The following is a 25,834-nucleotide window of genomic DNA, read 5'->3' on the forward strand; positions in this document are numbered from 1 at the left end:
TTGTGATTCCATCAAACTCAATTTCACGAACCTTTGAGAAAAGAACGTTCTCATAGATCTCTCCTTTACCAATCTTCATACACTGACGAAAATATTAGCAAAGAAATATGTGTAAGCTTTCATTTTATAGTAGAAATATCTAATAAGATCTTTACAAGGAGCATTCAAGTTACCATATCATTTTTTCGCTATCAAAGCTTAGTATATACATAGCCTCGTTATTTTATCTATCTTCAAAATAGGTCGATGATACGGATACAAATCTAGCACAAATTATATGCTTATACTTCTCCTACGATGCTTAAATTACCCTTATAAAATTCAGGAATATCACCTGTTGCGATTGAAACAATTCCTTTTGAATTTCTTGCTTCAACACAAGCATCTGATACAACTGCGACAACATAACCATCCCACGCTGTTGGGCCACTTACAATACCTTTCTTCGTAGAATTAATCCAGTCTTGAAGCTCTATATCGTAAGACTCAATGAAGCGATCTTTCCAGTCTACCAAAATTTCCGTTGAAAGCTTAGCTTCGCTTCGCATAATAATGCTAGAAGGCTCAGGTAAATTAGCTGTACCTGTTTCTCCCACAACTTGGCACTGAATATCGTAACCAAATTGACAATTTACAAATACTTCAACATCAATTCGAATCCCTTTGTTCGTTTCTAACAGAACCATAATAGGATCTTTTAATCCATTTTTAGCAAGAGACGAAGTTCTTGGGGTAACAATTTGCACAGAAGCGTAGTCATCATTTAACAACCAGCGTAGAACATCGATTTCATGAACAAGCGTATCTGTAATCGCCATGTCACCGATATAGGTATCAGGAACCGTTGGATTACGGTGTGCGCAGTGAACCATTAGCGGTTCTCCAATTTTTTGATGATCAAGCGCGTTTTTTAGCGCCTGATACCCTTTGTCATAGCGACGCATATAACCAACTTGAACAAGTGGCTTTCCGTAAGCCATTTCTGCATCTACAATCTTTTTGCATCCTTCTGCTGTTGTTGCAAGAGGTTTTTCACAGAAAACCGGCTTTCCTGCCTTAATCGCAGCAAGCACGAACTCTTCATGTGTTGGTCCCCATGATGTTACAATGAGAGCGTCAACATCTTCTGACTGAATAAGCGCATGACCGTCCTCATATACTTTAGCATTTAACTTTTCTACTTCTACAACTTGTTTTGCTTGTTCTTGATTTACATCTGTTACAGCAACAATTTCTCCCCCTGATAAAACATTCGTAATTCTGCGAATATGATCTTGTCCAATTGCTCCTGTACCAATTACACCAATTTTCAACGTCATATTTTTTCCTCCTTTAAGATAAAGCGCCCTCTGCTTTATTTGGCTCTAGAAACTTCATACGAAGATGTTTTCTTTCTCCATAAAACCACGGCTAATGTAGCCACTATCCCTAAACTTCCTGCAAAATAAAACCCTGCTTCAATCCCTAGATGTGAATTTAACAAGCCTGCAAAAAATGGTCCGGCAAAGATCCCTATTGCATATAGAGCTTGATACGCTCCCATTGCTGTTGCTTTTTTCTGTTCTGGAATGGACTTAACACTCATTCCAAGCATAAGTGGAAAAATGATTCCTAGTGAAAAACCGTTAACACTCTGAATAATACATAACAAAAGCTTAGTATCAGCGAATGGAATAAGACATGTAAAACATCCAGCGGTAAGAAAAGCTAGCTTTAAAACTGTCCATTCTCTAAACCTTGAAAGAAATACCTTTTCAATAACAAGCGGCGCAATAGCATGTGGAATCATAAAAGAAAAAACAATTAATGTTAGTTCGTTTTCTGTTAGACCTATATTCAGCGCATAGTTTGGAGTGAAACCAAACATGGTGGAGAAGATGATGCTATGTGCCAAAATTGATAAAAATGATATTTTCAACAAAGTAGGATTCCGCATAACTGAAAGAAGTTCTTTCATTTTAATTGGTTCTCTTTCACTGCTCTGTTTATCTTCAAAAAGCATGAAAGACAACAGAAGTCCGATCAAACTCGAAACACTTCCAATCCAAAATGGTCCATGCCAGCCTAAATGACTTACAACATAGCCGCTCAGCATCATCCCTAACAGCTGTGCTAGCACAACGATAAAGGAAATGCTGTTCATCGCTCTGTTTGATTTTTCTCCTTTAAAGTAGCTCCCATAGAGAATTGTAAATGCTACCCACGTTGCAGCACCTAATCCAGCTAAACAGCGTGAAATGAAAACGAGGGTTAAGCTATCTGTAAAAGTGAACAAAAGGCAGCTTGTTGAACTTGCCAACATTCCCAAAATAATAAACGGTTTTCTTACACGCGTAAGATCTGAAAAAATTCCAAGCGGAAGCCGGAAAAACAGCTGCATCAGACCATAGCTACTTAAAACAAGCCCAATAAAAGCGTAGTTTCCACCTAATGAACTCATATAAGGAGAAAATGTAGGAACATAGATAAACTGCGAAAACCAAAAAAGAAAAGATACAACAGCAAAAACGCCGATATCTCTGACACTATGAAAAGCTTTCAATCAATCACTTCCAATTATCTACTCACAGGTTTTATAAAGGTAAACCCTATTTGTAATCGATTTCATTTCAATTTTTATTAAACCAGGAAAGGTTTCCCCTTCCTGGCTTTTATTTTAGTAGCGAGCTGTAACCATTTTCTTTCTTGTATAGAACTCAACACCATCTGTGCCATTTGCATGTAGATCTCCATAGAATGAATCTTTCCATCCTGAGAATGGGAAGAAGGCCATCGGAGCTGGAACTCCTACATTAATACCTAACATGCCTGATTCAATCGTCTCACGGAATGTACGAACGCTTGATGCACTGTCTGTGTAAAGGCAAGCACCGTTTGCAAAGCGAGAGTTGTTTGCAATTTCAATTCCTTCTTCAAGCGTTTTCACACGAATGATAGAAAGTACAGGAGCAAAAATTTCATCCTGCCAAATTTTCATTTCTTGTGTTACGTTATCAAAGATTGTAGGCCCAACAAAATATCCGTTGCCTTCTACAGCTTCGTCATTACGGCCATCGCGAACAAGTTTCGCACCTTCTTCAACGCCGTTTTGGATGTAGCCAAGCGTACGCTCTTTATGGTTTTCACGAATTACTGGTCCTAGGAATACATCTTCATCTAATCCATTTCCAATTACCATGTTATTAGATTCTTCTACAAGTTTAGCGATAAGCTCGTCTGCTACGTCTTCTTGAACCGTTACAACAGATGCAGCCATGCAACGCTCACCAGCAGAACCAAAAGCAGCGCCAATAATTTGTTTTGTTGCACTATCAAGATCTGCGTCATTTAACACGATAGAATGGTTTTTCGCTCCAGCTAGTGCTTGAACGCGTTTTAAGTTTTCTGTTCCTTTTTTGTATACATATTCAGCAACTGGCTGAGATCCTACAAATGAAATAGCTTTTACGTCTTTATGCTCAAGAAGTCCGTTTACAACATCATGTGCACCGTTTACGATATTTAAAACGCCTTTTGGAAGACCAGCTTCTTCAAATAGCTCTACAAGACGAGCTGCTAAAAGCGGCGTTCTTTCAGATGGTTTTAATACAAATGTATTTCCGCAAGCAATTGCAAGTGGGAACATCCAGCATGGTACCATCATTGGGAAGTTAAACGGTGTAATTCCACCAATAACTCCGATTGGATAACGATACATACCAGATTCAATATTTGTTGCGATATCTGGAAGCTGTTTTCCCATCATAAGCGTTGGAGCACCTGCAGCAAATTCTACGCATTCGATTCCACGCTGTACTTCACCACGAGCTTCATTAAAGCTTTTTCCATTTTCAATTGTAACAAGCTTTGCAAGCTCATCCCAGTTATCAACAAGAAGCTGCTGATATTTAAATAGAATACGAGCGCGTTTTGGCACCGCTGTTTTTGACCATGTTTTGAAAGCTTCGTTTGCTACTTGAACCGCTTGATCAACGTCTGATTTTGTAGAAAGAGGTACTTCTGCGATTACTTCGCCTGTTGCTGGATTGTAAACAGATTCTGTAAGTGTTGTAGATGATGCTACCCATTGTCCACCAATATAGTTTTGAACTTCTTTTACTGTTGTTTGTGACATGAATATTCTCTCCTTTTAGTTGTTTAATAGTTAGTGATTTTTACGCTTTTTGCAATACTTCTTCAGCCGTTTCCATAAATCCTTTAATTTCTTCTACAGTTGGCATTGCATCTGAACTACTGTGCTTAGAAATTACGATAGATGCGGAAGCTCCGCCAAAGCGCATCGCTTCTGTAACAGAGTAATCATGCATGAGTCCATAAATGAAAGCTGAAGCATATGAGTCACCAGCACCAAATGTTTTCAGCACTTTTGTTTTAAAGATGCCGCCACGATGAGATTTACCGTCATTTGTATACGCAATAGATCCATCTCCACCATGTTTAATGACGACAATTTTGGCATTGTGTGAGAACCAACGCTCTGCTGTTACTTGATCATTTGACTCTTCTAGATTTAACAGTTTTTCCATCATGTCAAATTCTTCTCGTGTTCCAATAATCACATCTGATTTTTCCGCAGCTAAGTTGTAGTAAACAGCTGTTTCAGCCTCAGATGTCCATGTGTATGGACGATAGTCAATGTCAAAGAAAACTGGGACATTATTTTTTCGTGCATATTCAAGTGCCATAAACACAGCTTCACGTGAAGGACTTTTAGCAAGAGCTGTTCCAGAGATTAGAAGAGATTTTGATTGTTTAATATACTCTTCAGATACTTCTGTTGGTTCTAATTTTAAATCTGCTACATTGTCTCGATACATAAGGATACTGCACTCTTCAGGACTTTTAATTTCTGTAAAAGCAAGCCCTGTTACAGCTCCTGTTTTATCTGTAATGACGCTATCTGTATTAATCTCGTTCTTTTCTAGATAGCTTGTAATAAAGCGACCCATTTGGTCATCGGCAATTTTACCAATAAAGCCTGTTTTCATTCCTAAACGAGATAAGCCGATCGCGATATTTGCAGGAGAACCTCCAACATATTTTGTAAACGTCATTGTTTCTTCCATTGGACGATTGATTTCATTTGCATTCAAATCAACACAAAGTCTGCCAATAGCCACTAAATCAAATTTCTTTTCAGAATCGAATGTTAAATAGCTCATGTTATCCTCCCTTTACTTTAGCGCTAGCTTATCTTCCATAATCCACTCATGGTCTTTGCTATTGTTAAATTTCCATGTACGAACAGGTCCAGCCATAACGTTTAAATAATATACTTCATATCCTGGAGGAGCTGATACAGGATGATACCCTTTTGGAACTAACACAGCATCTCCATCTTTAATAACCATTGTCTCATCAAGCGATTTGTCGTCTGTGTAGACGCGCTGTATGGCAAATCCATGACCAGGATTCACGCGGTGGTAGTATGTTTCTTCTAAATATGACTCGTGTGGCAAGTTATTTTGATCATGCTTGTGTGGAGGATAGCTTGACCAGTTTCCTTCAGGTGTAAAAACTTCTACAACAAGAAGGCTATCAGCTGGCTTTTGTTCTGGAAGAATGTTTTGCACTTTTCTTGAAATATTGCCAGCTCCTCTATCTTCAACACCTACATCCTCTGGGCCGATTAGGCGAGCTTCGTATGTACCTTTACCAGGCGCTGCACATACGGCAATTTCTAAATCTGTTAGAGCCTCAACTTCGTACTCATCTTCATTTGGAATGTAAACAGAGTATGGAGGGATTTTTTCAAAAACACTCATTCTCTCTCCGATATTTTCGAATGTTTCTTTTTTAGTAGACACGTTCGCTTTACCTGTTAGTAACACAACGCATACTTCTTGATTTCCTGTTTCTTTTTTAAGTTTTTTTCCTTTTTCTAAAGCGTACACTTCAAATCCGATATATTCCCAACCTGCTGATTCTGGTGTAATACTTAATACTTTTCCTTCTTCATCAGGTGTTTGACTTGGTACAATTAAATCTGGCATACTTTGTCACGCTCCTATTTAAGAATTTTAACGACATGCTTAATACTTTCTAGCCGTTTGTAATACGCTTTCTTTTCTTTCATAAGCATCTTGAATTGCTTGCTTTTTAGACGTTTCTGCAACGCCAATGTTCCACCATGACTCAAAGTCTCTTGTCATTGTTTTTGGCAATACTTTAATATCTAAAAGCGTTGAAACTTCCTGTTTTTTAGAATCTTCAAGCGCTTCTTTCAACTGTTCTATTGTTGTTACTTGATACGTTTTCACTCCGTATCCTTCAGCACTTTTGGCAAAATCAATTTTGATAAGATCGCCATCCATCTTTCCTGTTTCTTCATTGCGGTAACGGAACTCTGTACCAAAGCTTCCCATTCCGTTGTTCATTTGTAGGTTATTAATACATCCAAATGCCGCATTGTCGATAAGAACAATATTGATTTTTTTTCGTTCTTGAATACTTGTCACAAGTTCAGAGTGAAGCATAAGGTAACTTCCGTCTCCTGTCATTACATATACTTCTTTTTCAGGCTCAGCCATCTTAACACCAAGCGCGCCTGAAACTTCATAACCCATACAAGAATAGCCATACTCCATATGATACGTATTTGGTGTGCGCGACTTCCACATTCTTTGTAAGTCACTTGGAAGACTTCCTGCAGCACCTACAACAATTGCATCATCTGCTACATGTTCATTTATAAATTCAAGCACTTCTGTTTGGGTAATCGTTGAGCCAAATTGCTCAGCAAACTCAGGTAATACGTGTGGAAGATGATCTCCTGCTTCTGGAATAAATTCATTTTCCTCATACCGAATGCTGTATAAACGATCCACTTCTTTGTTCCATGCTTCTTTCGCTTTTTGAATTTCATCACTATAGCTTGATTTGTAGTCGATGTTTGAAAGTTCTTCTTCAAGTTTTTGTAGAGCTAACTTCGCATCACCCACAACTTTTGTTGCATCAAGTTTGTAAGCATGATATTCAGATGTATTAATAGATAAGAACTGAACATTTTCGTTTTGGAAAAGCTGCTTAGATCCTGTTGTGAAATCTGAATAGCGAGTCCCAACACCAATCACAAGGTCAGCTTCTTTTGCCATCAGGTTAGAAGCGAGTGTTCCAGTGATTCCAATACCCCCTAAGTTGTGAGAGTGAGAGCTTTCAACGGCGCTTTTTCCAGCTTGTGTTTCTCCATAAGGGATATTAAATTTCTCTGAGAAGCTTTTAAGAGCTTCAGCAGCTTCTGAGTAACGTACCCCGCCACCACAAACGATAATTGGCTTTTTCTTTTCTTTAATAAGAGCCACCGCTTCTTTGATATCGCTTTCTGTTGGAACACGGCGATCAATACGATGAACACGTTTCTTAAAGAAGTATTCTGGAAATTCATATGCTTCACCTTGCACATCCTGTGGAAGACAAACCGTAACAGCTCCAGTATTTGCAGGGTCTGTTAATACACGCATCGCGTTAATCATAGCTGTCATTAAATGTTCCGGACGACTTACGCGGTCCCAATATTTACTTACCGCACGAAACGCATCATTTGTTGTTACCGTTAAGTTATGATAGTGCTCAACTTGCTGCAGAACTGGATCTGGTTGACGTGTTGCAAAAGTGTCTCCTGGAAGAAGCAAAAGTGGAATATTGTTTGCTGAAGCTGTTCCAGCTGCTGTTACCATATTCGCTGCTCCTGGCCCTACTGATGATGTGCAAGCAATGATCTTTCTGCGATGATTTTGCTTGGCATAAGCTGTTGCAGCAAGAGCCATTCCTTGTTCATTTCTTCCTTGATAAACTCTTAGATCGCCAGCATTTTCTTCAAGTGCTTGTCCTAGCCCTAAAACGTTTCCATGACCAAAGATTGTAAAAACTCCTTGTACAAATTTCTCTTCTTTACCATCAAACTCTACATATTGTTGATTCAAAAACTTTACTAATGCTTGAGCTGTTGTTAAACGAATTGTTTTCATAGCATTCCTACCTTATCTTTGTAGATTGCTGATTCCATCTTATATGAAATGCAATGGAATCGATTTCATTTTAACTTAAAAAATATAAATCTCTTTTTCTTTTAACATACTATAAATCATTATTATTAAGCTCTTTCTCATTCAAAAAGGAAACTAACAGAAGCACTATCATCCTCTTTTCAAAGAAATCGATTTCATTTTATCCTTTATTTATCCTTTATTTATCCTTTATTTCACTTTCTCCTTGTCACTTTTTAATCCTTTTTGTTGGACGCTGTCATATTTAGCAACTTTACAACTTAACAGATAACTTAGGATTTGTAGAGATAAAGTGAAACTTTTCTGAAATCGATTTCATTAATTTAATAATAAAACGCTTTCTTCTATGGTCTTAGTGTATAATATGAAAACGTTTTTGTAAACCTTTTTTTAAAAATTTCTACTATTAAAATATACTCTTTATGATCGAGCATCCATAAGAAATGGATGCCCTTTTTCATATCATTCTCTAATCATTTTGAGCAATTACAATATTTATGTTATTTCTTTCTGCGTAGTTTCCATAGCTTTCATTTGGCGAAGCATCTGTAATTAAATAATCTAACTCCGCTAATTCACAATACGTAATAAGCGCATACTTATCAAACTTTGTATGATCAATAAGTAAAAACACTTCAACACTTCTCCTTACAACGGCTTGTTTAATTTCACTTTCAACAGGAGAAGAGTTTGTAACCCCGTTGGAAATGGAAACACCTGTTGAAGCCATGAAAGCTTTGTTCACGTTATACGTTTTTAATAAGTCCATGTTTTTAAAACTTGAAAATGATTTTGTTTCACGTTCAAGTGCCCCACCCGTTGAAATGACTTTTAAATTCTCATAAGGAAGGGCATATACAATGAAATCAAGATTGTTTGTAATAACGGTTATATTTTTATTTTTCACAAACTCTAACATCTCAAGCGTTGTTGTACCTGAGTCGATAAAAATAACGTCTCCATCCTCTACATAATCTGCCGCTTCTTTAGCAATTGCTTGCTTTGCAAGCTGATTGCGGGTTTTTCGATCGTTAAATGACTCAAGCTGAGCATGATCAACCGCAACTCCACCATATACTTTTTTTACTACCCCTTGATCAACGAGCATTTGTACATCTCTTCGAATAGTATTTTTAGAAACGTCAAATACAGTTACAAGCTCATCTAAAGAGACGGACTGATGTTCAAGAACGTAGTCTTGAATTTGTTGAATTCGTTTAGCTTTTAACATTTCTATCTTCCTATTCTTTTATAATATTGAGTTCATAAATGTCCACTTTCCCTTTTATGCTTTGCCGCTCGTTTTAAATTCTCTCATTTTTTCTTTTACTGTATTCATAACAGCTTCTTTTCCAGGAATTAAGAAATCATGTGGATTATATGTTTCTGTATTTTGTTCAAGAGCGTTACGAACGGCTTTTGTCCATGACATGAGACATTCTGTATTTACGTTGATTTTAGCATGACCATAGTCAATAGCCTTTTGAATTTGATAATTTGGAATTCCAGAACCACCATGTAATACGAGAGGAACATTCGTTAAGTTTGAAATGACCTTCATTTCTTCAAACCCAAGCTTTGGCTCTCCTTTGTATTGACCATGAACAGAGCCAAGCGCAGCAGCCAACGCATCTACTCCTGTCTCTTGTACAAGACGCAAACATTCTTGAGGGTCTGCATACACTATATTACCAAAAAGTCCATCTTCCATACCACCAACAGTTCCCACTTCTGCTTCAACTGAAACTCCTCTTGCATGAGCATACTCGACTACTTTTTTAGTAACAGCAATATTTTCATCAATTGGAGAATGAGAACCATCAAACATAACAGAGCTAAAACCTGCATCAATAGCTTCTTTACACCGTTCAAAACTGCTTCCATGATCAAGATGTAAAACAACAGGAACAGTAATATTCATCTCTTCGACAAGGGCTCTCACCATTGCTGAGATTGTTTTAAATCCACCGAGATAATCTACAAGACGATCTGATGCAGCCGCAATAACAGGGGCTTGTTCTTCCTCTGCTGCCTGTAAAATAGCTTGTATCCATTGCAAACTATTAATGTTATATTGTCCAACTGCATATTTTTCTTCTTTCGCTTTTACTAGTATTTCTTTCATTGAAATTAGTTTCGTTTGCACTACCGTCATTATACAGCACCTCTTCTATCAAAGTATTAAATTTAAACTTACTTAAAAACAAATACATTGTAAGCACTTTCATTAAAACTTTTAAAAATTAGAATTAACTTTCAATATTATCACTTTATTATTAATTCTTGGTTATGTTTTGGTTATATCTATTCTTATCATAAGTATAAAAGCGTTATCAGTCAATATTTTTTTCCTTTCCAGCAAAGAACTCTCCTCTTTTGGTTAAGTTTATAGGGATAAAATAAACACAAAGAAAACTTTCTCTTATTTGGAAAGAAAGTTCTCTTTTTATCCCTTTTTTGTTTCTGTTGATGTTCCATAACCTTCAACTTCTACGTCGACTTTATAACGTACAGAACTTCCGCTAAATATCTCATCCCAATTATCTTTTACCTTATCCCATGTTTTCGGGTAGTGAATTCTTAACTGCTCTCCGAATCCCGCAATATCAACTTTGTATTTCCCCTGCATCTTCTCAACAGAGTTTTTTATTTTTTTTTCAATTTCTTTTTCAGTTAAAATTTCTACCTTTTTTAGAACGTTCTTAGTAGAGGCTGTATCAGATTTTGACCATCTTTCAGATAACCGACCTTTAGAACTTACTTTAACGTCAAAAGATATTTCCCCACCTTTGATATGTGGTTTAATTTTGCTTTTCATAGAGATAACCTCATATACAACTAGCTCTTCCCCTTTTTTATGAACGCTTTCAACTGTTCCTCCTTTTCCTTTTCCAGTCATCCATGTAATCCCTTCAAGATCCTGTTCATCTAATATCCCTATCACTTTTTTTGTTTTTCCATCTACAATAGCTGCTCCTCCAAATTTCACTTTTCCTTTTTCAGCTTGAACATTTTGGAGCAGGAAACTAGCGTTTGTTCGCAGCTTACTTTCAATTTTTACAAGAGTCACAGGCGCCAGAATTTTTGTTGTACGATAGCTGTTGTCTACAATTCCTGCTAAGCGAAAAGCTGGAGTTTCTCCCGGAACATTAGATTTCAACGTGTTGCTTGCTCTTCCATTACTAATTAAAACAAGACAGCTTGGTCTAAAATCATTATCACGAAGGTCTTGATCTAACAGTTTTTCAAGACTATACTTTGAAGCAAGCTTTTGACTAATAACAATCACTTTCATATGATAGCTCATAATGGGCGTATCGTTTTCTAATGAAACGTTTCGCACCATTTCGTGAATAGAGTTTCCTGTTTCACTCACATTCATATAAGACTTTTGAGTAGGATCTGCTTGAGTATTTGTAGAACGCGCAACTTGAGAAGTAATAATTTGATATGTTGATGTAATCATCTTTTTATTGTCTGACATATTTTCTTGTTCATCTAATTTTCTTTCGATTTCTGATTCTTTTGCTTTATCTAAAGCTAACCCTACCCCTAAGCTTTGTTCTTCAATTTCGTGACTGCTCCAGCACCCTGTAAGGATGATTAACATAAGCACAGAAACAATAACACACCTTCTCCTTCCTCTACGTTTATGATGATGGTTGTTCTTCATATTTCTTTCCTTTCATTTTTAAAATTACAAGTAAAATGAACGGTAATACCCCTATTAATAAAAGAGCAATATTTCCCACAAAATCACCGAGATGAAAAACATCGTCAACATTTTTAGGAATCATAGCAATAACATAAATAAGAGGAAGCGTAACATACACAAAAAGCTTTCTATCCTTATGCGTTGTTTTTGCTAATCCGAGTGATGCAACATAATGACTAATATTAAAAGAGGCGAACATTTGCATAATCCATACAACTAGAAATAAAGAATCAAACCGTTCAAAAATTAATCCCGTTATTTCATAACTTCTAATAAGCGTAATAGTTGGCCATGTTCTTCCTAACACTCCATCAATAGATAGCGCACCTATGACAAGGATCACCGTGATAATATAGAGAACAACCGGAATGCCTATCCCAAACAATACGGCTTTTTTAGCTTTCTTCCGATTTTTCATAAACACTCCGATAAACAGAAAAATTTCAAAACCTGTAAAGGAAAGTGAAGTCGTTCTAATACCATGTAGCACTGGAAGTATTCCTGAACCTAAGAAAGGCCGAATATAATCTACTTCAAATAATTTTAAGCTCATTAATAGAACAAGAAGAAGCAAAATAACGGTAATTGGAAAAATAATTTCAAATACACGCGCAATCGGATTGATTCCTCCGACTGCTAAATAAACACTCAGCCACATAAACGGCATCATAATAGCCCACGAAGGCGTTCCTTCTAACAAAAAATACGATGTAACCATTACTAAAGAACGTAAATGAAACCCACAAATAAGAAGAAAATAAGAAATAAAGAGAAAGTTAAAGATTTTTCCCATCCATTTCCCCATAATTTCTCCACTATATTCATAAAAGCTTTTTTCAGGAAACTGTTCATTCAATTTTATGATAATAAGGCCAACTGCCATGGAAATTAGTCCTGCTATAATAATAGTTAGCCAAATGTCAGGGGTTTTTACTTTCTCTAGCGCAGTTCTTGGCAATGTTAATATACCAGTTCCAAGAATGAAATTTGTACAAATAATCACTGTTTGAGGGGTTGTCAGACGATCAATCGGCCTTAGCATCGCAAGCTGAACCTCCTTTTGCCAAAAGAGTTAGTTTTCACGCGTCGAATCTTTCGGGTTCATCATTTTTGGTCGCTTTTTCATAATCATAAGAGGCATTCTTATCATTAAATCTTTCCATTCACTTAATCGATAAGGAACAGCAGGGCTTAAATAAGGAACTCCAAAGCTTTTTAACTTTACAACATGACTGATCAGAAACAAAAAGAAAAGAATAACTCCATAGAGACCAAGAACTGCTGCACAAAGCATCGCTACAAAACGAAGAATCCGCAGTGGTATCCCTGCATTGTATTGGGGAATAGTGAAAGAGGAAATTGCGGTCAAAGCTACAACAATAACTAATATAGGACTAACAATTCCAGCTTGCACAGCAGCTTCTCCAATAATAAGACCTCCAACAATGCCCATGGCAGGTCCAATTGGTTTTGGTAATCGTAAGCCTGCCTCTCTTAATATTTCAATGGCAATTTCCAAAAATAATGCTTCAATAAGAGATGGAAAAGGCACTCCAGATCGAGTACTAATAATAGAAACCGCTAGCTTTGTTGGAATCAAACCTGGATGAAAAGAAATAAATGCAATATATAAAGCAGGAGTAAAGAGAGCAAGGAATACGGCACAATATCGCAATAAGCGAATAAAAGTACCTGCAATCCATCTTTCATAATAGTCTTCAGGAGATTGCAGCATCATGCTAAACGTTACAGGAGCAATTAAGGCAAACGGTGTTCCTTCTAATAAAATGGCGACCCTTCCTTCCATTAAAGCTGCAACAACTCTGTCAGGGCGCTCAGTGCTTTGAAGCTGCGGAAACGGGCTAAGGTAATTATCTTCAATAAGTTGTTCAACGTATCCTGATTCTGGAACATTATCAAGATTAATCTTTTTTATTCTTTTTTCAACCTCTTCTATAAGCTCAGGATTGGTAATTTCCTCAACATATGCAACAACTAAGTTTCGCTTGGCACGTTTTCCGACTTGAAACGGTACAAAAGATAATTTTTCAATATGTTCGTAGCCTCTCAGTATTGACGTATTGTCATCTAATGACTCTGTAAAGCCAATTCGAGGTCCTCTTACAACAGCTTCTGAGATCGGTTCCTCAATTGTTCTTGTTTTTAGCTTTTCCGTTCCTAATATAAGGACAGAAGGTAATCCATGGATAAGAAGAACTGCTGAACCGGATAAAATTTTTGAAACTACTTCGTTTACAGAAGTCTCCTCTTTGACATCGCTAATCGATAAAACGTTGTCTTTAATAAAAGACGGCAAAGCTATTCTTTCTACTTCATCAAGGTCGAAAAAACGATTCATAAGCGATGGCATAATATGTCTATCAATTAAATCTTTGTCAGCCAAACCTGTTATATAAATGAGGGAAGCTTTAATATTTTTACAGCCAAGAAAAAAATCTCTAAACTGAACATCTGAATTATGACCTATTTCCTCTTGAAGCAAGTCAACATCTATTTCGCATTTGTTTTTACTAGCTTCTCTTTGTTGCTTCTTATTCTCCGTCTTTTTACCTTTCTGTTGTTGATCTTTCATACTTCACCTTCTTCTTCACGCTGAATCCATTCAAACACCTTATAAATACCGTACGGAACAATAAAGACAATAAATGCCTGAACAAAAGCCGTCCATTCTGGGATATAATTCACTATTGTTTTCCACATGTTCATCACCTTATAAATTGGTAGTTACATCTTTACTAGTTTCAATTAGTATAAGAAGCGAACGTACCTCTTATACAAAGCTATTCATTTTTCAATCTAAACAAAGCAAAAAGGTTTTCTGGAAGTTTCCAGAAAACCTTTTTCGCTTATATTCCTCATTACTTCTTACGAAAGACTTTATGATGGTTGATCTCACAATGAAATTAGAACTTTCACCACTCTTATTCGTTCCTCAAGATTAAAAATAATAGAATCTTCAGTTATTTATTTTGAGATAACTTCTTTGTCTGCTATAGCAGGAGCTTGTTTATAGTTTCTGAAGTTTTCCTCAATTTGCTCTAGTGTAAGACCTTTTGTCTCAGGAAGAGCTTTTTTCACAAATGTAATAGCTACAATTCCTAATACAACAAAAACGAAGAACGTTGTAGAAAGTCCAATAGCAGCGAGCAAGATTGGGAATGTTAAGCCAACAAGGAAGTTGGCAATCCATAGGCAAAACACGGTAATTCCCATTCCCATTCCACGCATGCGAAGCGGGAAAATTTCTGAAAGCATGAGCCATGTTACAGGCGAAACAGCTCCTTGCTGGAATGCTAGAAACGTGACTGTTAACGTTAGAACAACATATGGAAGAGCCGGTGACCCTTCAAGCGTTAAGGAAAGAATTCCAATTAAAAGAAGTGCTGATGTTGTACCAATAAGCCCTGTAATAAGCATTGGACGACGCCCAACTTTACCAAGCAGCCAAATTCCGACAAACGTAGCTAGAACGGAAATAACACCATTGGCAATATTCCCAACAAGAGCTGCCTCTGTTCCAAACCCTGAATCTTTTAGAATTTCAGTTCCATAATACATAATTGAGTTAACACCTGTGATTTGTTGAACAACCCCAATCCCAATACCGATAAAAATGAGGCGGCGAATCCATGGAACAGAAAGATCTTTTAATGTTGCTTTCTTCATGTTCTCTTCTTGTTTAAACGCTGTTTCAATTTCTAATACTTCTTCTTTAGCTCGTTTTTTCTCACGCATTTTTTCTAAAACTGTTAATGCTTCTTGACTTCTTCCTTTTGAAACAAGCCATCTTGGACTTTCAGGAACTTTTAACATACCGAAGAAAAGAATAACAGCTGGAACCGCAGCAATTGGAAGCATATAGCGCCAAACTTCTGGATTGTGTCCAAGTGTTGTACCGAGAATAGCATTAAACGTAAACGCTAAAAGTTGACCAGTTACAATCATAAGTTCATTTTGAGTTACGATTCGACCTCTTCTTTCAGATGGAGACACTTCTGCTAAATATGCAGGAACCGTTACAGAAGCTCCCCCTACAGCAAGTCCTAGTACAAAGCGAGAAATAATCATGACAGTAGCGTTCGGAGCAAATGTACATCCTAATGTTGAAATAAAGAATAAAACAGCAAGATATAAAATGTTTGTACGCCTACCATGATGATCTGAAAGCCTTCCACCAAAAATGGCACCAAATGCAGCACCAAAGAGTAGGGCACTTGTTACAAGACCTTGTGTAACAGAATTTAAATCAAGTTGGCCTTTTTCTGACATATAAGGCAATGCCCCGTTAATAACTCCTGTATCATAACCAAAAAGAAGACCGCCAAACGTTGAAATAATAATGACCATACTCAATGAGGAATTTCGATTCATATCAACCTCTCCTATCTTTTTACAAGTGGATTGAGCTTCTCGTTAATATACTTTCTAGCTATTAAAGCATATTCTAAAGGATGTGCAACTGATGGATCTTGTTCTGCTTCGACAACAATCCATCCTGTGTAGTTGTATTCAAGGAGAGTTTGATAAACTTCTGTAAAATCAACGCATCCATCTCCAGGTACTGTAAACATACCCATTAGAAACGACTGTTGAAACGATTTTCCTTCTTTTCTGCATCTCTCCATTATTTCTCTTCTTGCATCTTTAAAGTGAACATGTCGAATACGGTTGATATGCTTATGCAAAAGCGTCATATAATCTCCATCTGATACGTAAATATGACCTGTATCATAAAGAAGATGAACGACATTTGGATTCGTATTTTCCATTAAGCGATCAATCTCACTTAGCGTTTGAACTCCTGTTCCCATATGATGGTGATAAACTAGCTTTAACCCATACTCACCAGAAATTTCACCTAATCTGTTTAATCCAGAGCATAAAACATACCACTCTTCATCTGTAAAATACGGTTTTTCATCAAAAACATTTTTATCTGTACCTTGAACACTATATGTTTGTTCTGATACAACAGCAACATCTGCTCGTACCTCTTGAAGGAATTTGCAATATTGATGAAAATCTTGTTCTACCTTCTCTATTCCATCACGAATAATGAAGCTGCTGAACCATTGACCAGCTATTTTTAAATTACGAAGTTCAAGCTCTTTATTTAGAATTTTGGCTTCAGGAAAAAAACCGCCAACTTCCGTACCTTGAAACCCCGCTACGACAATATCACTCAACAAGTGTTGCAATGTATTTTCCGCGCCAATTTCAGGAATATCATCATTTCTCCAACCTATTGGAGCAATCCCCCATAAAATATCCTCTGTTTTCATCTGTTCTCCCTCTTTCATGTAACGTGTTTTCATTTCTCTTTCTAACTGAATACGCTTTCAGAGATAAAAAAACAAGAAAAATACTAACTTTTTGTTATCTCTTTGTCACCTATTGGTTAACTTGTTTTTAATTTTAATATTAAAAGCGCTTTCAGTCAACAAAAAAATCAGAATTTTTCCATCAACTCCTATTTCTTTACACCCCTATGAAAAGTAAACTTTCATTAAATCTCTTTTCATAAAAGTTTTCTAATCTATTAAAAAAGAAAAAGCTTGTTCATTTTCTGAACAAGCTTTTTCTTTTTCATTCCTTGTATATGGTTATTGATACTCTACCCATACTGCTCCTTCGTTAGCTGAACGAACGCAATTTTCAACCCATCGAACTCCTTCAACACCTGCTTCGATTCCAGGATACCAAATACCCGTGTACTCTTTCCCTTCATCTGCTGCTTCCATTGCTTCTGCAAAGCGTGTGTATAAGTTAGACCATGCTTCAAACAAACCTTCAGGATGTCCTCCACCAATTCGGTCCTCTATCAAAGCTGATTCGTAGAGGTAGTTCATGCCGCGCTCTAAAATTTGCACCGGCTTGCCCTGTATTTCATAACGAAGCTGATTTGGTTGCTCATCCCACCATTCAATACTTGCTTTTGAACCAATAACGCGAATTTTTTGACCGTGCATCGAACCTGCATTAACAGCAGAGGACCAAACTGTGCCGACAGCTCCATTATCATATTCCATAATTGTATAAGCATTATCCTCAAGAGGAGCACGATTTTTCACAAAACTTTGGCGAGTACACAATAGCTTTCTGATTTTCATATCTGGTAACATCACTTCTGAGAGATATAAAGGATGTGTTCCTACATCTCCTAAAACATAACTCATCCCAACAACTTTTGGATCAACTCGCCATTTTGTACTTGGATTATCAACTTCAATTTCCTCTGAATGAAAACCATGAGCAAACTGCATGTTTACGATTCTAATTTCCCCAAGGTCTCCATTTTCAATCATTTGACGGGCTTGTTCAATTGCCTGATGTCCTGAATAACCATAAGTTATTCCTACAATTCGATTTTTTTCTTTTGAAAGTGCTTCTAATTCTTCTGCCTCTTTTGTTGTAAAGCAAAGGGGTTTCTCACATACAACATGAAGATTTGCATTTAACGCCGCCTTGCATATTTCATAGTGTGTTCCATTTGGAGTTGCAATGGAAACTGCTTGAATACCGTCTTCTCGCTTTGCTTCTTCTCGAAATAGCGTTTGATAATCTTGATAACAACGCTTAGGATCAACATGAATGTTGATTCCAAAATCTTTTCCTCTCACAGGATCAATATCAAAAACACCTGCAACAAGTTGGAAGTTATGGTCTCTAAGAGCAGAGGATCGATGGATGTAGCCGATTTGACTTCCACGTCCTCCCCCTACCATTGCCCAGCGAATTGGTTGTTTAATTTTCTTTTCTCCATTAATCATCTGTATTTCCTCCTTTGTTAGCTTCCATTATGTTAATAACCAACGCTTGTTAAATAATCAACACTTTGTTTTACATCTCGTAAACTTGTACTATAGTTTCTCGGATCTCGCTCTTGTTCAATTGTGATATATCCGTGATAATCAATTTCTTTTAATAATTCATGAATTGATGAGTAATCAATGATTCCTTGTCCAATAGGGCACATGACGCCTTTTTTGCAAGCATCAAAAAAGCGGATTTTTTCATTCATCACTTCTTTATATATTTCTAAATTAATATCTTTGAAGTGAACGTAATCTAAGCGATCAGCACAGTCTTTGATCCATAAATAAGGATCCATTTTAGAATAATATAAATGACCTGTATCTAAACATAAGCCAGCTGTTTCATAAGGAATATCTTCCATAAGCTTTGTTATTTCATCTTCAAACTCAATGTATCCACCAGCATGAGGATGAATAACAGGACGAATGCCATACTTGTCTCGCGCATATTGGGAAAGGGTTCTAATGTTTTTCATCATGCCAGCCCATCTCTCTGCCGATAAACGTTCTGCTTTGTCAAAATGTCCTGCTCTATAATCTCTTTCATCATGTCCCCAATCAATAATGACAAGATATGGTGTTTTGAAATGCTGACCTTGTACTTGTGGCACTTGTGGTAATTGGGTAATAAGTGAACATATATCATCTACTTGATGCAGTAAGTTTCCTACATTTTCTTCATCAACTAAGTTATCAAAAATAGTTCCCGCAATAATTGTTAAACCGTGTTTTGCAAGTTCTTCTTTGACTTTCTTAATGTTCATTGGAATATATCCATAAGGCCCAAGCTCAATTCCTTTATATCCAGCTTGTGATGCTTCTTCTAAGACAAGTTCCCATGGAGGCAAGTATGGATTTTTTGGATCATCAACACCCCAACAACAAGGCGCTCCAGCAATTTTAATAGTCATATAAATTCCCTCCTACAGATTGTTATTTTGAAATAGAGATACTTTGATCGATTTTTTGTTGACTTTCTAGCATTTCTTCATGTGTTTTTAAAAATGTTGTTAAAACTCCGCTTAATAGATAAAGAGCTGCAAATGTATAAATCACAATTCCCACCCCAAAAGGTTCAATAAGCAAACTCACAATAAATGGAGCGACAAACACACTTAATCCAGAACCTAAATTATGAACAGACATTGCCGCTCCTTTATCTTCAGGAGGCGCCATGGACGGTATCAAAGCTGTAATTGGTACAAATCCAGCAAGGAAGAATCCAAATAAACAAGCAATAAAAAGCATAGCGAAAAAGTGATGACCAATGATCATTGGGGCAATATAAAGAGCTATTGTCGAAAGAGCACACCCTACTGACCCAAATAAGATGATTGTTTTACGCCATCCCAGTTTATCCCCAATAAAGCCAAACAAAATATTTGATAAAATATTAACGGCAAAGATAGAAGACCAAATTTTCAACCACTCTTCTGTTGAATATCCGTACGTCACCATGTAGCTTGGCAGAAAGATAGCAAAACCATATTGTCCTAATGTTCCGATAATTTTAACGATAGCTCCAATTCCTATCCGAGGATTTTTAAACATATATACAAATCCGTGCAGTAGTTCTGAAGACATAGAGTTTGTGTTTTTGTTCCTCAGTATAATTTCGTCTTTGTTTATAACTAAAGCTAAGACAGCGCCAATAGCAGCAAACAGTATTCCTGTATAAAGAATGTTAATATGTCCAATCACAGGAATCATCATACTAGAATAGAATGGACCAATTACGTTTAATCCACATGTAAACACAAACCAGAACCAGCCTACAGATCGAGCTAATATTTTATTTTCAGCACGATATGTAATCCAAACAACAAAAGAGTATGCAAAAAGGGGATATCCAAACCCTCGTAATACGTAGGTAATTAGCATAACTGGATAATTAAGCTGTACTACGCCAAACATGACAAATGGTATGGATGCAAGAATAAACATCATAAAACCAAACCACATTGTTTTACGGACTCCCCAAATTTGAGCTGTTACACCAGAAATCCATGCTGCAATTCCAACAGCAAGTCCATAAGCCGCAAACAAGTTCGCTGACTGTGTAACAGACATCCCCTGTTCAACAAGATAAGGCGAAAGCCATCCCTGTTCTAACCCATCTCCAATCATAAAGATAATCATTCCTAAATATCCCCATTTTAAAGAAGACGGTATTCCTACTTTACTCCAAATTCCTTCTCTCTTTATCCCCCGTTCGTTCATCACTGTCTTCCCCCCCTAAAAGAAAGCGTATACAAATAGTTATCAAAAAAGCGCTCTACTCACTTTTTCATCTACTTATTTCGCTTATATTCAGTATAAAGAGAGGGAAGCTTAAAATCCTTCACATTATTGCTGAAATTCATGAGTAAAACCTATTATTTTGAACTTATTTTTGAGAGAAAGTTTACTATCTTGCTTTATAATGAAAGCGCTACACAAATAGATAAATTAAGGACTGATGCTCCAAAGCTGACGATATTTTTTTGGTGACATTCCAACTATTTTAGAAAAAAGGGTTGTAAAGTAGTTTGGATTATCATATCCAACTATGCCAGCAATCATCGTTACATTGTAATTGGTATTAATGAGCAATGATTGTGCTTCTCCAATTCTCCGTCGCATTATGTATTGAATTGGTGAAAATCCCGTTTCTTTCTTGAATAAATGAGCTAAATAATAGGAACTTATAGAAAGATCTTTAGCAATAGATGCTAGTGTAAGCTCCTCTCTATAATATTTATCAATGTAGCTTTTAATTTGATTAAATAAAACGGATTCTTCTTCTCTTGGCAAAGAAGCATTTTCTTGAGAAATTTGTAAAATGATTGAAATAAGAGCGCATAGTAGGTAATGACATGTTTCTTCATACCCATCTTCACCTTTTTGAACTTGGGAAAACATAATTTGAAGAAGATTCTCGATTTCTTCTCTCTTTTCCCCGCTGCTTAATACATACGATTGATTTTGAGATACAAGATGATTTGCAGGCAACCCTTCTATATGTAAATTTGAAATCCCACAGCAGTAAACACTCATATTTTGATCCTGATTCGTATATTCGTCGTGAAGAACATTGCTATTATAAATCAATATATCTCCTTCACATACAGAATACTGCTTTTCTCCGATAAGATGAAATCCGCTTCCTTCTTTAATAAATACAATTTCCATTATATCTTCATGCATATGCAATACACGAGGCCACATCGTATGTTTCGTTTCTACGTTGCACATATGTACAAGCTGAGGAGTTGCTCCATTTTTAAAATGTGATCTACTCATCGAGTTAATAAAATACTGACTCATCTCTATTCCTCCAGTTTTTCATTATATAAGGTTATTATAAGGTTAAAATGGTGGAAAAAAATAGTGCCTCGCTTATGAAGCGAGGCACCTGTTTTTTATTTTAATCCTTCTTCTACTTCCTTGGCCATTTCAGGTACTGAAAGCAGTCCTCCACCTGATAAGTACCAGTAGTTTGGATTAAGGTAAATAATATGGTCTTCTTTATATGCATTTGTTTTCTTTACAAGATCATTTTCAATCGTCTTTTTAGCTGAAGCTTCCCCACCTACTACAGCACTGCGATCGATCACAAACAAGTAGTCTGGGTTTTTTTCTAAAATATATTCAAATGAAACACTTTGTCCATGTGTAGAAGCTTCAATGTTAGGATCAGCAGGTTTTACGCCTAGCTCATCGTGAATAATACCAAAGCGAGAGTTTGGACCATAAGCACTGATTTTTCCTTCGTTTGCTAATACAATTAAGCCTGTTTTATTCGATTTCTCTGCTTTTTCTTTCACTTCAGTCATTTTTGCTTTTACATCAGCAATTTTCTTTTCTACTTCTTTCTCTTTACCAAAGATTTTTCCTAATGTTTCTTGATTTTGCTCAAATGAATCCATGTATTTTGTTGTATCAAGCTCAAGGTCAATTGTTGGAGCGATTTTTGAAAACTCTTCATATTGGCTTGCTTGACGACCTGAAATGATAATTAAATCTGGATTAATTTCGCTGATTTTCTCGAAGTCTGGTTCTTTTAAGCCTCCAACATTCTCATACTTTTTCTCTTCATATTTTGATAAGTATGATGGTATGCTGTCCTGTGGAACTCCTGCTACGTCTACACCTAGCTCATCTAAAGAATCTAGAGCACCAAAGTCAAATACAACAACTTTTTCAGGGTTTTTCGTAACTTTTGTTTCTCCAAGCTTATGTTTAACAGTAATTTCCTCTGTTTTACTGCTTTTTTCTTCGTCCGCTTTACTTGACGAACTTTCATTGTTTGAGCCGCACGCTGCAACTACTAGTGCAACAAGAGCGACTAAAAAGATAGATAGGAACTTTCTCATGTCTTTCACCTCTAAAAAATTTTATATGAATAGCTGAGATGACCTTTTATGAAAATCACCTCAACCATTTTCCTCATTATGAAATACTAGGCTGAAAAATAAACGCCAATTTTATTACCATTAATTGTTTGTATTGGAATATGCATATCATAAATGTCTTCCAATACTTCTTCAGAAATGATAGTAGCTGTTGCTCCTTCTTCGACAACTTTTCCATCTTTCAAAGCTACAATATAGTCAGAGTAACAAGAAGCAAAGTTAATGTCATGAATAACGATAATCACCGTTTTTCCAAGTTCATCAACAAGTCTTCTTAATACTTTCATAATTTGAACAGAATGCTTCATATCCAAGTTATTGAGCGGTTCATCAAGCAAAATATATTCAGTATTTTGAGCAATGACCATTGCGATATAAGCGCGCTGGCGCTGTCCACCGCTAAGTTGATCAATATATTTGTGCTGAATATTCTCAAGCTCCATATATTGAATGGCTTCATCTACATACTTCCAATCTTCTTTTGTGAGCTTTCCTTGGGAATAAGGAAATCTCCCAAAGGAAACAAGCTCTCGGATTGTAAGTCGCATTGTCAGGTGATTTGTTTGCTTCAAAATAGAAATCTTTTTAGCAAGCTCAGTGCTCTTCCACTCGCTCACTTCTTTTCCATCAATCTCAATCTCTCCTTCTTCTTTAGAAAGAATGCGGCTAATCATTGATAGAAGCGTACTTTTACCGGCTCCATTCGGACCAATAAAAGACGTAATCTTTCCTTTTTCAACGTTAATCGAAACGTTTTCTACGACTTTTTTTGAACCATATGCTTTAGAGACATTTTTCACTTCAATCATGATTTACTCCCCTTTAATAAAAGATAAAGAAAATAGGTTCCACCAATAAAGTTGATAATCACACTAAGCGTTGTGGAAAATGTAAATAATCGTTCAACAAGTAACAATCCTCCGACGAGAACTACAATACTAATTAATGAAGAACCAACAAGTAAATAGGAATGTTTGTATGTTTTAAACATTTCATAAGCGATATTTACAACAAGCAACCCTAAAAATGTAATAGGTCCAACAAGTGCTGTAGAAATAGAGATAAAAATCGCTACAATAATAAGAAGTTGCTTCACAACACGATCGTAGGGAACCCCTAGATTGACTGCTTCATCTCTTCCTAACCCAAGTACATCTAAATACTTAAAGAAACGGAATAGATAGAGAGAAAGTAAGATAACGAGAACACCTGCGAAAACAAGAAGCTCGACTTGCACATTATTGAAACTTGCAAACATCTTATCTTGCACAATTAAAAACTCGTTCGGATCAATGAGTACTTGCATAAAAGAAGAGATACTTTGGAAGAACGTTCCAAATATTAACCCAACAAGCAAAAGAAAATAGATGTTGTTGTTTCCTTCTTTTTTGAACAATATCTTATAAAGGATGCTTGTAAAAAGCACCATAAAGACAATGGAAAGAATAAAATTAATGTTTGGGTTCATCACGGCGGCATTCATAGAACCAAGCACAAATATAATTACCGTTTGTACAAGAAGATAAAGCGAATCTAGTCCTAGAATACTCGGCGTTAAAATCCGATTATTTGTAATCGTTTGAAAGATAACGGTAGAAACCGCAATAGAATAACCGGTTAAAACAATTGCTAAGATCTTGGTAATTCTTCTTGGTAAAATATAATCCCAATTTCCACCTGTTTGATAAAATAAGAAAATAGAAATTAGTGTAATAGCTGCTATAGATAAAATAAGAAGTTTAATTCGATTACTCATATGCCTTTCTCCTAATTAACATGTACAGAAAAATTCCGCTTCCAATAACCCCTACCATTAAACCTATTGAAATCTCGTATGGATAAATGATGACTCTTCCTAAAATATCGCATAGGAGAACAAAAATGGCTCCAACTAATGCTGTATGAGAAAGCGTCTTTTTTAAGTTATCTCCAGCATAAATTGACACAATATTTGGAACAATAAGTCCTAAGAAAGGAATCATTCCAACCGTTAGTAAAACAACGGATGAGATTAAAGCAACGATAATAAGACCGATGTTCACGACTTTTTTATAATTCAAGCCTAAATTAACTGCAAAATCTTCACCCATTCCGGCGATTGTAAACTTATTTGCATAAATGTAGGCTAAGATCATAATAGGAACACTTATGTAGATGAGTTCATATTGCCCTGTAATGATGGTAGAAAAATCTCCTTGAAGCCATGATGCAATGTTTTGAATAAGATCATTTTTATAAGCGAAAAATGTTGTGATAGAGCTCACAATATTTCCAAACATAAGGCCAACAAGTGGGATGAAAATTTTGTCTTTAAATTTTATTCTGTCTAAGATTTTCATAAAAATAAACGTGCCCAACAAAGCAAATAAAAAGGACACAAGCATTTTTACCATTGGCCCTGCTGTGGAAAACAGCATAAGAGAAATTAGAATACCAAAGCGAGCCGAGTCCATTGTTCCTGCTGTTGTTGGTGATACGAACTTATTCCGCGTAAGCTGCTGCATAATAAGTCCAGCAATACTCAAACTTACTCCCGCAATGATAATGCTTATAAGCCGCGGTACTCGACTGATAAGGAGAATTTCTATTTCGTCTTTTGTCCAACTATTAATATCAAAAGGGCTAATGTTTGTAACCCCAATAAAAAGGGACACAAGAGATAGTACGATTAGTGCTGCAACGAGATACCTTTTCTTCACTGTCCAAACTCTTCCTTTATATATGTTATTTTTCGAAAATAATGTTTTTAATAAAGAGAATCATTCTCAATTGATATTAAAAAATAAAATAATTCGTTTGAATTATTTTGGATGTTCTTCATCAAAAAGGGACATTATCCCCACTCTGGAAGAAGACATATAAAGTATAACTATGAATTTATAT

The 25,834-nt window shown here is 36.2% G+C and carries 22 protein-coding genes; all 22 read right to left on the reverse strand.

Going from position 1 to position 25,834, the window contains the following annotated elements; translation table 11 throughout:
- Positions 1-281: 281 nt before the first annotated feature.
- The 22 genes from BM012_RS08110 to BM012_RS08210 all read right to left on the reverse strand — a co-directional run bounded on the left by BM012_RS08110 (position 282) and on the right by BM012_RS08210 (position 25,650).
- On the reverse strand, positions 282-1,319 hold the full coding sequence (locus BM012_RS08110) for a bifunctional inositol 2-dehydrogenase/D-chiro-inositol 1-dehydrogenase (RefSeq protein WP_061805113.1): 1,038 nt from the start codon (positions 1,317-1,319) through the stop codon (positions 282-284).
- A gap of 35 nt (positions 1,320-1,354) precedes the next feature.
- A complete protein-coding gene (locus BM012_RS08115; protein ID WP_061805112.1) occupies positions 1,355-2,542 on the reverse strand; it encodes an MFS transporter in 1,188 nt (395 codons plus the stop codon).
- Between the two features lie 114 nt (positions 2,543-2,656).
- On the reverse strand, positions 2,657-4,114 hold the full coding sequence (locus tag BM012_RS08120) for a CoA-acylating methylmalonate-semialdehyde dehydrogenase (RefSeq protein ID WP_061805111.1): 1,458 nt from the start codon (positions 4,112-4,114) through the stop codon (positions 2,657-2,659).
- Between the two features lie 40 nt (positions 4,115-4,154).
- Entirely contained in the window at positions 4,155-5,162 is a 1,008-nt protein-coding gene (gene iolC / locus BM012_RS08125; protein WP_061805110.1) for a 5-dehydro-2-deoxygluconokinase, read from the reverse strand.
- Positions 5,163-5,174: 12 nt separating this feature from the next.
- Positions 5,175-5,993 (reverse strand): 5-deoxy-glucuronate isomerase, encoded by an 819-nt coding sequence (iolB, locus tag BM012_RS08130; protein ID WP_061805109.1) that lies wholly within the window; start codon positions 5,991-5,993, stop codon positions 5,175-5,177.
- Between the two features lie 39 nt (positions 5,994-6,032).
- Positions 6,033-7,967: a 3D-(3,5/4)-trihydroxycyclohexane-1,2-dione acylhydrolase (decyclizing) gene (gene iolD / locus BM012_RS08135; RefSeq protein ID WP_061805108.1), complete on the reverse strand. Its 1,935-nt coding sequence runs from the start codon at positions 7,965-7,967 to the stop codon at positions 6,033-6,035.
- A 508-nt stretch (positions 7,968-8,475) separates the two neighbouring features.
- The gene (locus tag BM012_RS08140) at positions 8,476-9,237 is read right to left on the reverse strand and encodes a DeoR/GlpR family DNA-binding transcription regulator (RefSeq protein ID WP_061805107.1); all 762 of its coding nucleotides are present in this window, start codon (positions 9,235-9,237) and stop codon (positions 8,476-8,478) included.
- 54 nt (positions 9,238-9,291) lie between these two features.
- Positions 9,292-10,161: a class II fructose-1,6-bisphosphate aldolase gene (fba, locus tag BM012_RS08145; protein WP_061805106.1), complete on the reverse strand. Its 870-nt coding sequence runs from the start codon at positions 10,159-10,161 to the stop codon at positions 9,292-9,294.
- A 291-nt stretch (positions 10,162-10,452) separates the two neighbouring features.
- Positions 10,453-11,679 (reverse strand): Ger(x)C family spore germination protein, encoded by a 1,227-nt coding sequence (locus BM012_RS08150; protein ID WP_061805105.1) that lies wholly within the window; start codon positions 11,677-11,679, stop codon positions 10,453-10,455.
- Complete coding sequence (locus BM012_RS08155; protein WP_061805104.1) at positions 11,657-12,763, reverse strand: GerAB/ArcD/ProY family transporter; 1,107 nt, start codon at positions 12,761-12,763, stop codon at positions 11,657-11,659. Before BM012_RS08155 ends, BM012_RS08150 begins: the two co-directional genes overlap by 23 nt.
- 30 nt (positions 12,764-12,793) lie before the next feature.
- Entirely contained in the window at positions 12,794-14,314 is a 1,521-nt protein-coding gene (locus tag BM012_RS08160) for a spore germination protein (RefSeq protein ID WP_061805103.1), read from the reverse strand.
- Positions 14,311-14,442 (reverse strand): hypothetical protein, encoded by a 132-nt coding sequence (locus tag BM012_RS27050; RefSeq protein ID WP_264158229.1) that lies wholly within the window; start codon positions 14,440-14,442, stop codon positions 14,311-14,313. The genes BM012_RS08160 and BM012_RS27050 overlap by 4 nt, the downstream gene beginning before the upstream one ends.
- A gap of 264 nt (positions 14,443-14,706) precedes the next feature.
- The gene (locus BM012_RS08165; protein WP_061805102.1) at positions 14,707-16,113 is read right to left on the reverse strand and encodes a sugar porter family MFS transporter; all 1,407 of its coding nucleotides are present in this window, start codon (positions 16,111-16,113) and stop codon (positions 14,707-14,709) included.
- An 11-nt stretch (positions 16,114-16,124) separates the two neighbouring features.
- Positions 16,125-17,024 (reverse strand): myo-inosose-2 dehydratase, encoded by a 900-nt coding sequence (iolE, locus tag BM012_RS08170; RefSeq protein ID WP_061805101.1) that lies wholly within the window; start codon positions 17,022-17,024, stop codon positions 16,125-16,127.
- A 321-nt stretch (positions 17,025-17,345) separates the two neighbouring features.
- The gene (locus BM012_RS08175; protein ID WP_061805100.1) at positions 17,346-18,512 is read right to left on the reverse strand and encodes a Gfo/Idh/MocA family protein; all 1,167 of its coding nucleotides are present in this window, start codon (positions 18,510-18,512) and stop codon (positions 17,346-17,348) included.
- A gap of 32 nt (positions 18,513-18,544) precedes the next feature.
- Positions 18,545-19,468 (reverse strand): TIM barrel protein, encoded by a 924-nt coding sequence (locus BM012_RS08180; protein ID WP_061805099.1) that lies wholly within the window; start codon positions 19,466-19,468, stop codon positions 18,545-18,547.
- A gap of 22 nt (positions 19,469-19,490) precedes the next feature.
- Complete coding sequence (locus BM012_RS08185; protein ID WP_061805231.1) at positions 19,491-20,777, reverse strand: MFS transporter; 1,287 nt, start codon at positions 20,775-20,777, stop codon at positions 19,491-19,493.
- A gap of 228 nt (positions 20,778-21,005) precedes the next feature.
- Positions 21,006-21,863: an AraC family transcriptional regulator gene (locus BM012_RS08190; RefSeq protein ID WP_061805098.1), complete on the reverse strand. Its 858-nt coding sequence runs from the start codon at positions 21,861-21,863 to the stop codon at positions 21,006-21,008.
- A 95-nt stretch (positions 21,864-21,958) separates the two neighbouring features.
- A complete protein-coding gene (locus tag BM012_RS08195; protein WP_061805097.1) occupies positions 21,959-22,912 on the reverse strand; it encodes a siderophore ABC transporter substrate-binding protein in 954 nt (317 codons plus the stop codon).
- Between the two features lie 86 nt (positions 22,913-22,998).
- Positions 22,999-23,760 carry an iron ABC transporter ATP-binding protein gene (locus tag BM012_RS08200; protein ID WP_061805096.1) on the reverse strand — a complete coding sequence of 254 codons (762 nt, stop codon included), beginning with the start codon at positions 23,758-23,760 and terminating at the stop codon, positions 22,999-23,001.
- Positions 23,757-24,707 carry an iron chelate uptake ABC transporter family permease subunit gene (locus tag BM012_RS08205; RefSeq protein ID WP_061805095.1) on the reverse strand — a complete coding sequence of 317 codons (951 nt, stop codon included), beginning with the start codon at positions 24,705-24,707 and terminating at the stop codon, positions 23,757-23,759. Before BM012_RS08205 ends, BM012_RS08200 begins: the two co-directional genes overlap by 4 nt.
- Entirely contained in the window at positions 24,700-25,650 is a 951-nt protein-coding gene (locus BM012_RS08210) for an ABC transporter permease (RefSeq protein ID WP_061805094.1), read from the reverse strand. Before BM012_RS08210 ends, BM012_RS08205 begins: the two co-directional genes overlap by 8 nt.
- Positions 25,651-25,834 lie beyond the last annotated feature (184 nt).

This window comes from Priestia endophytica DSM 13796 (assembly GCF_900115845.1).
GTDB lineage: Bacteria > Bacillota > Bacilli > Bacillales > Bacillaceae_H > Bacillus_I > Bacillus_I endophytica.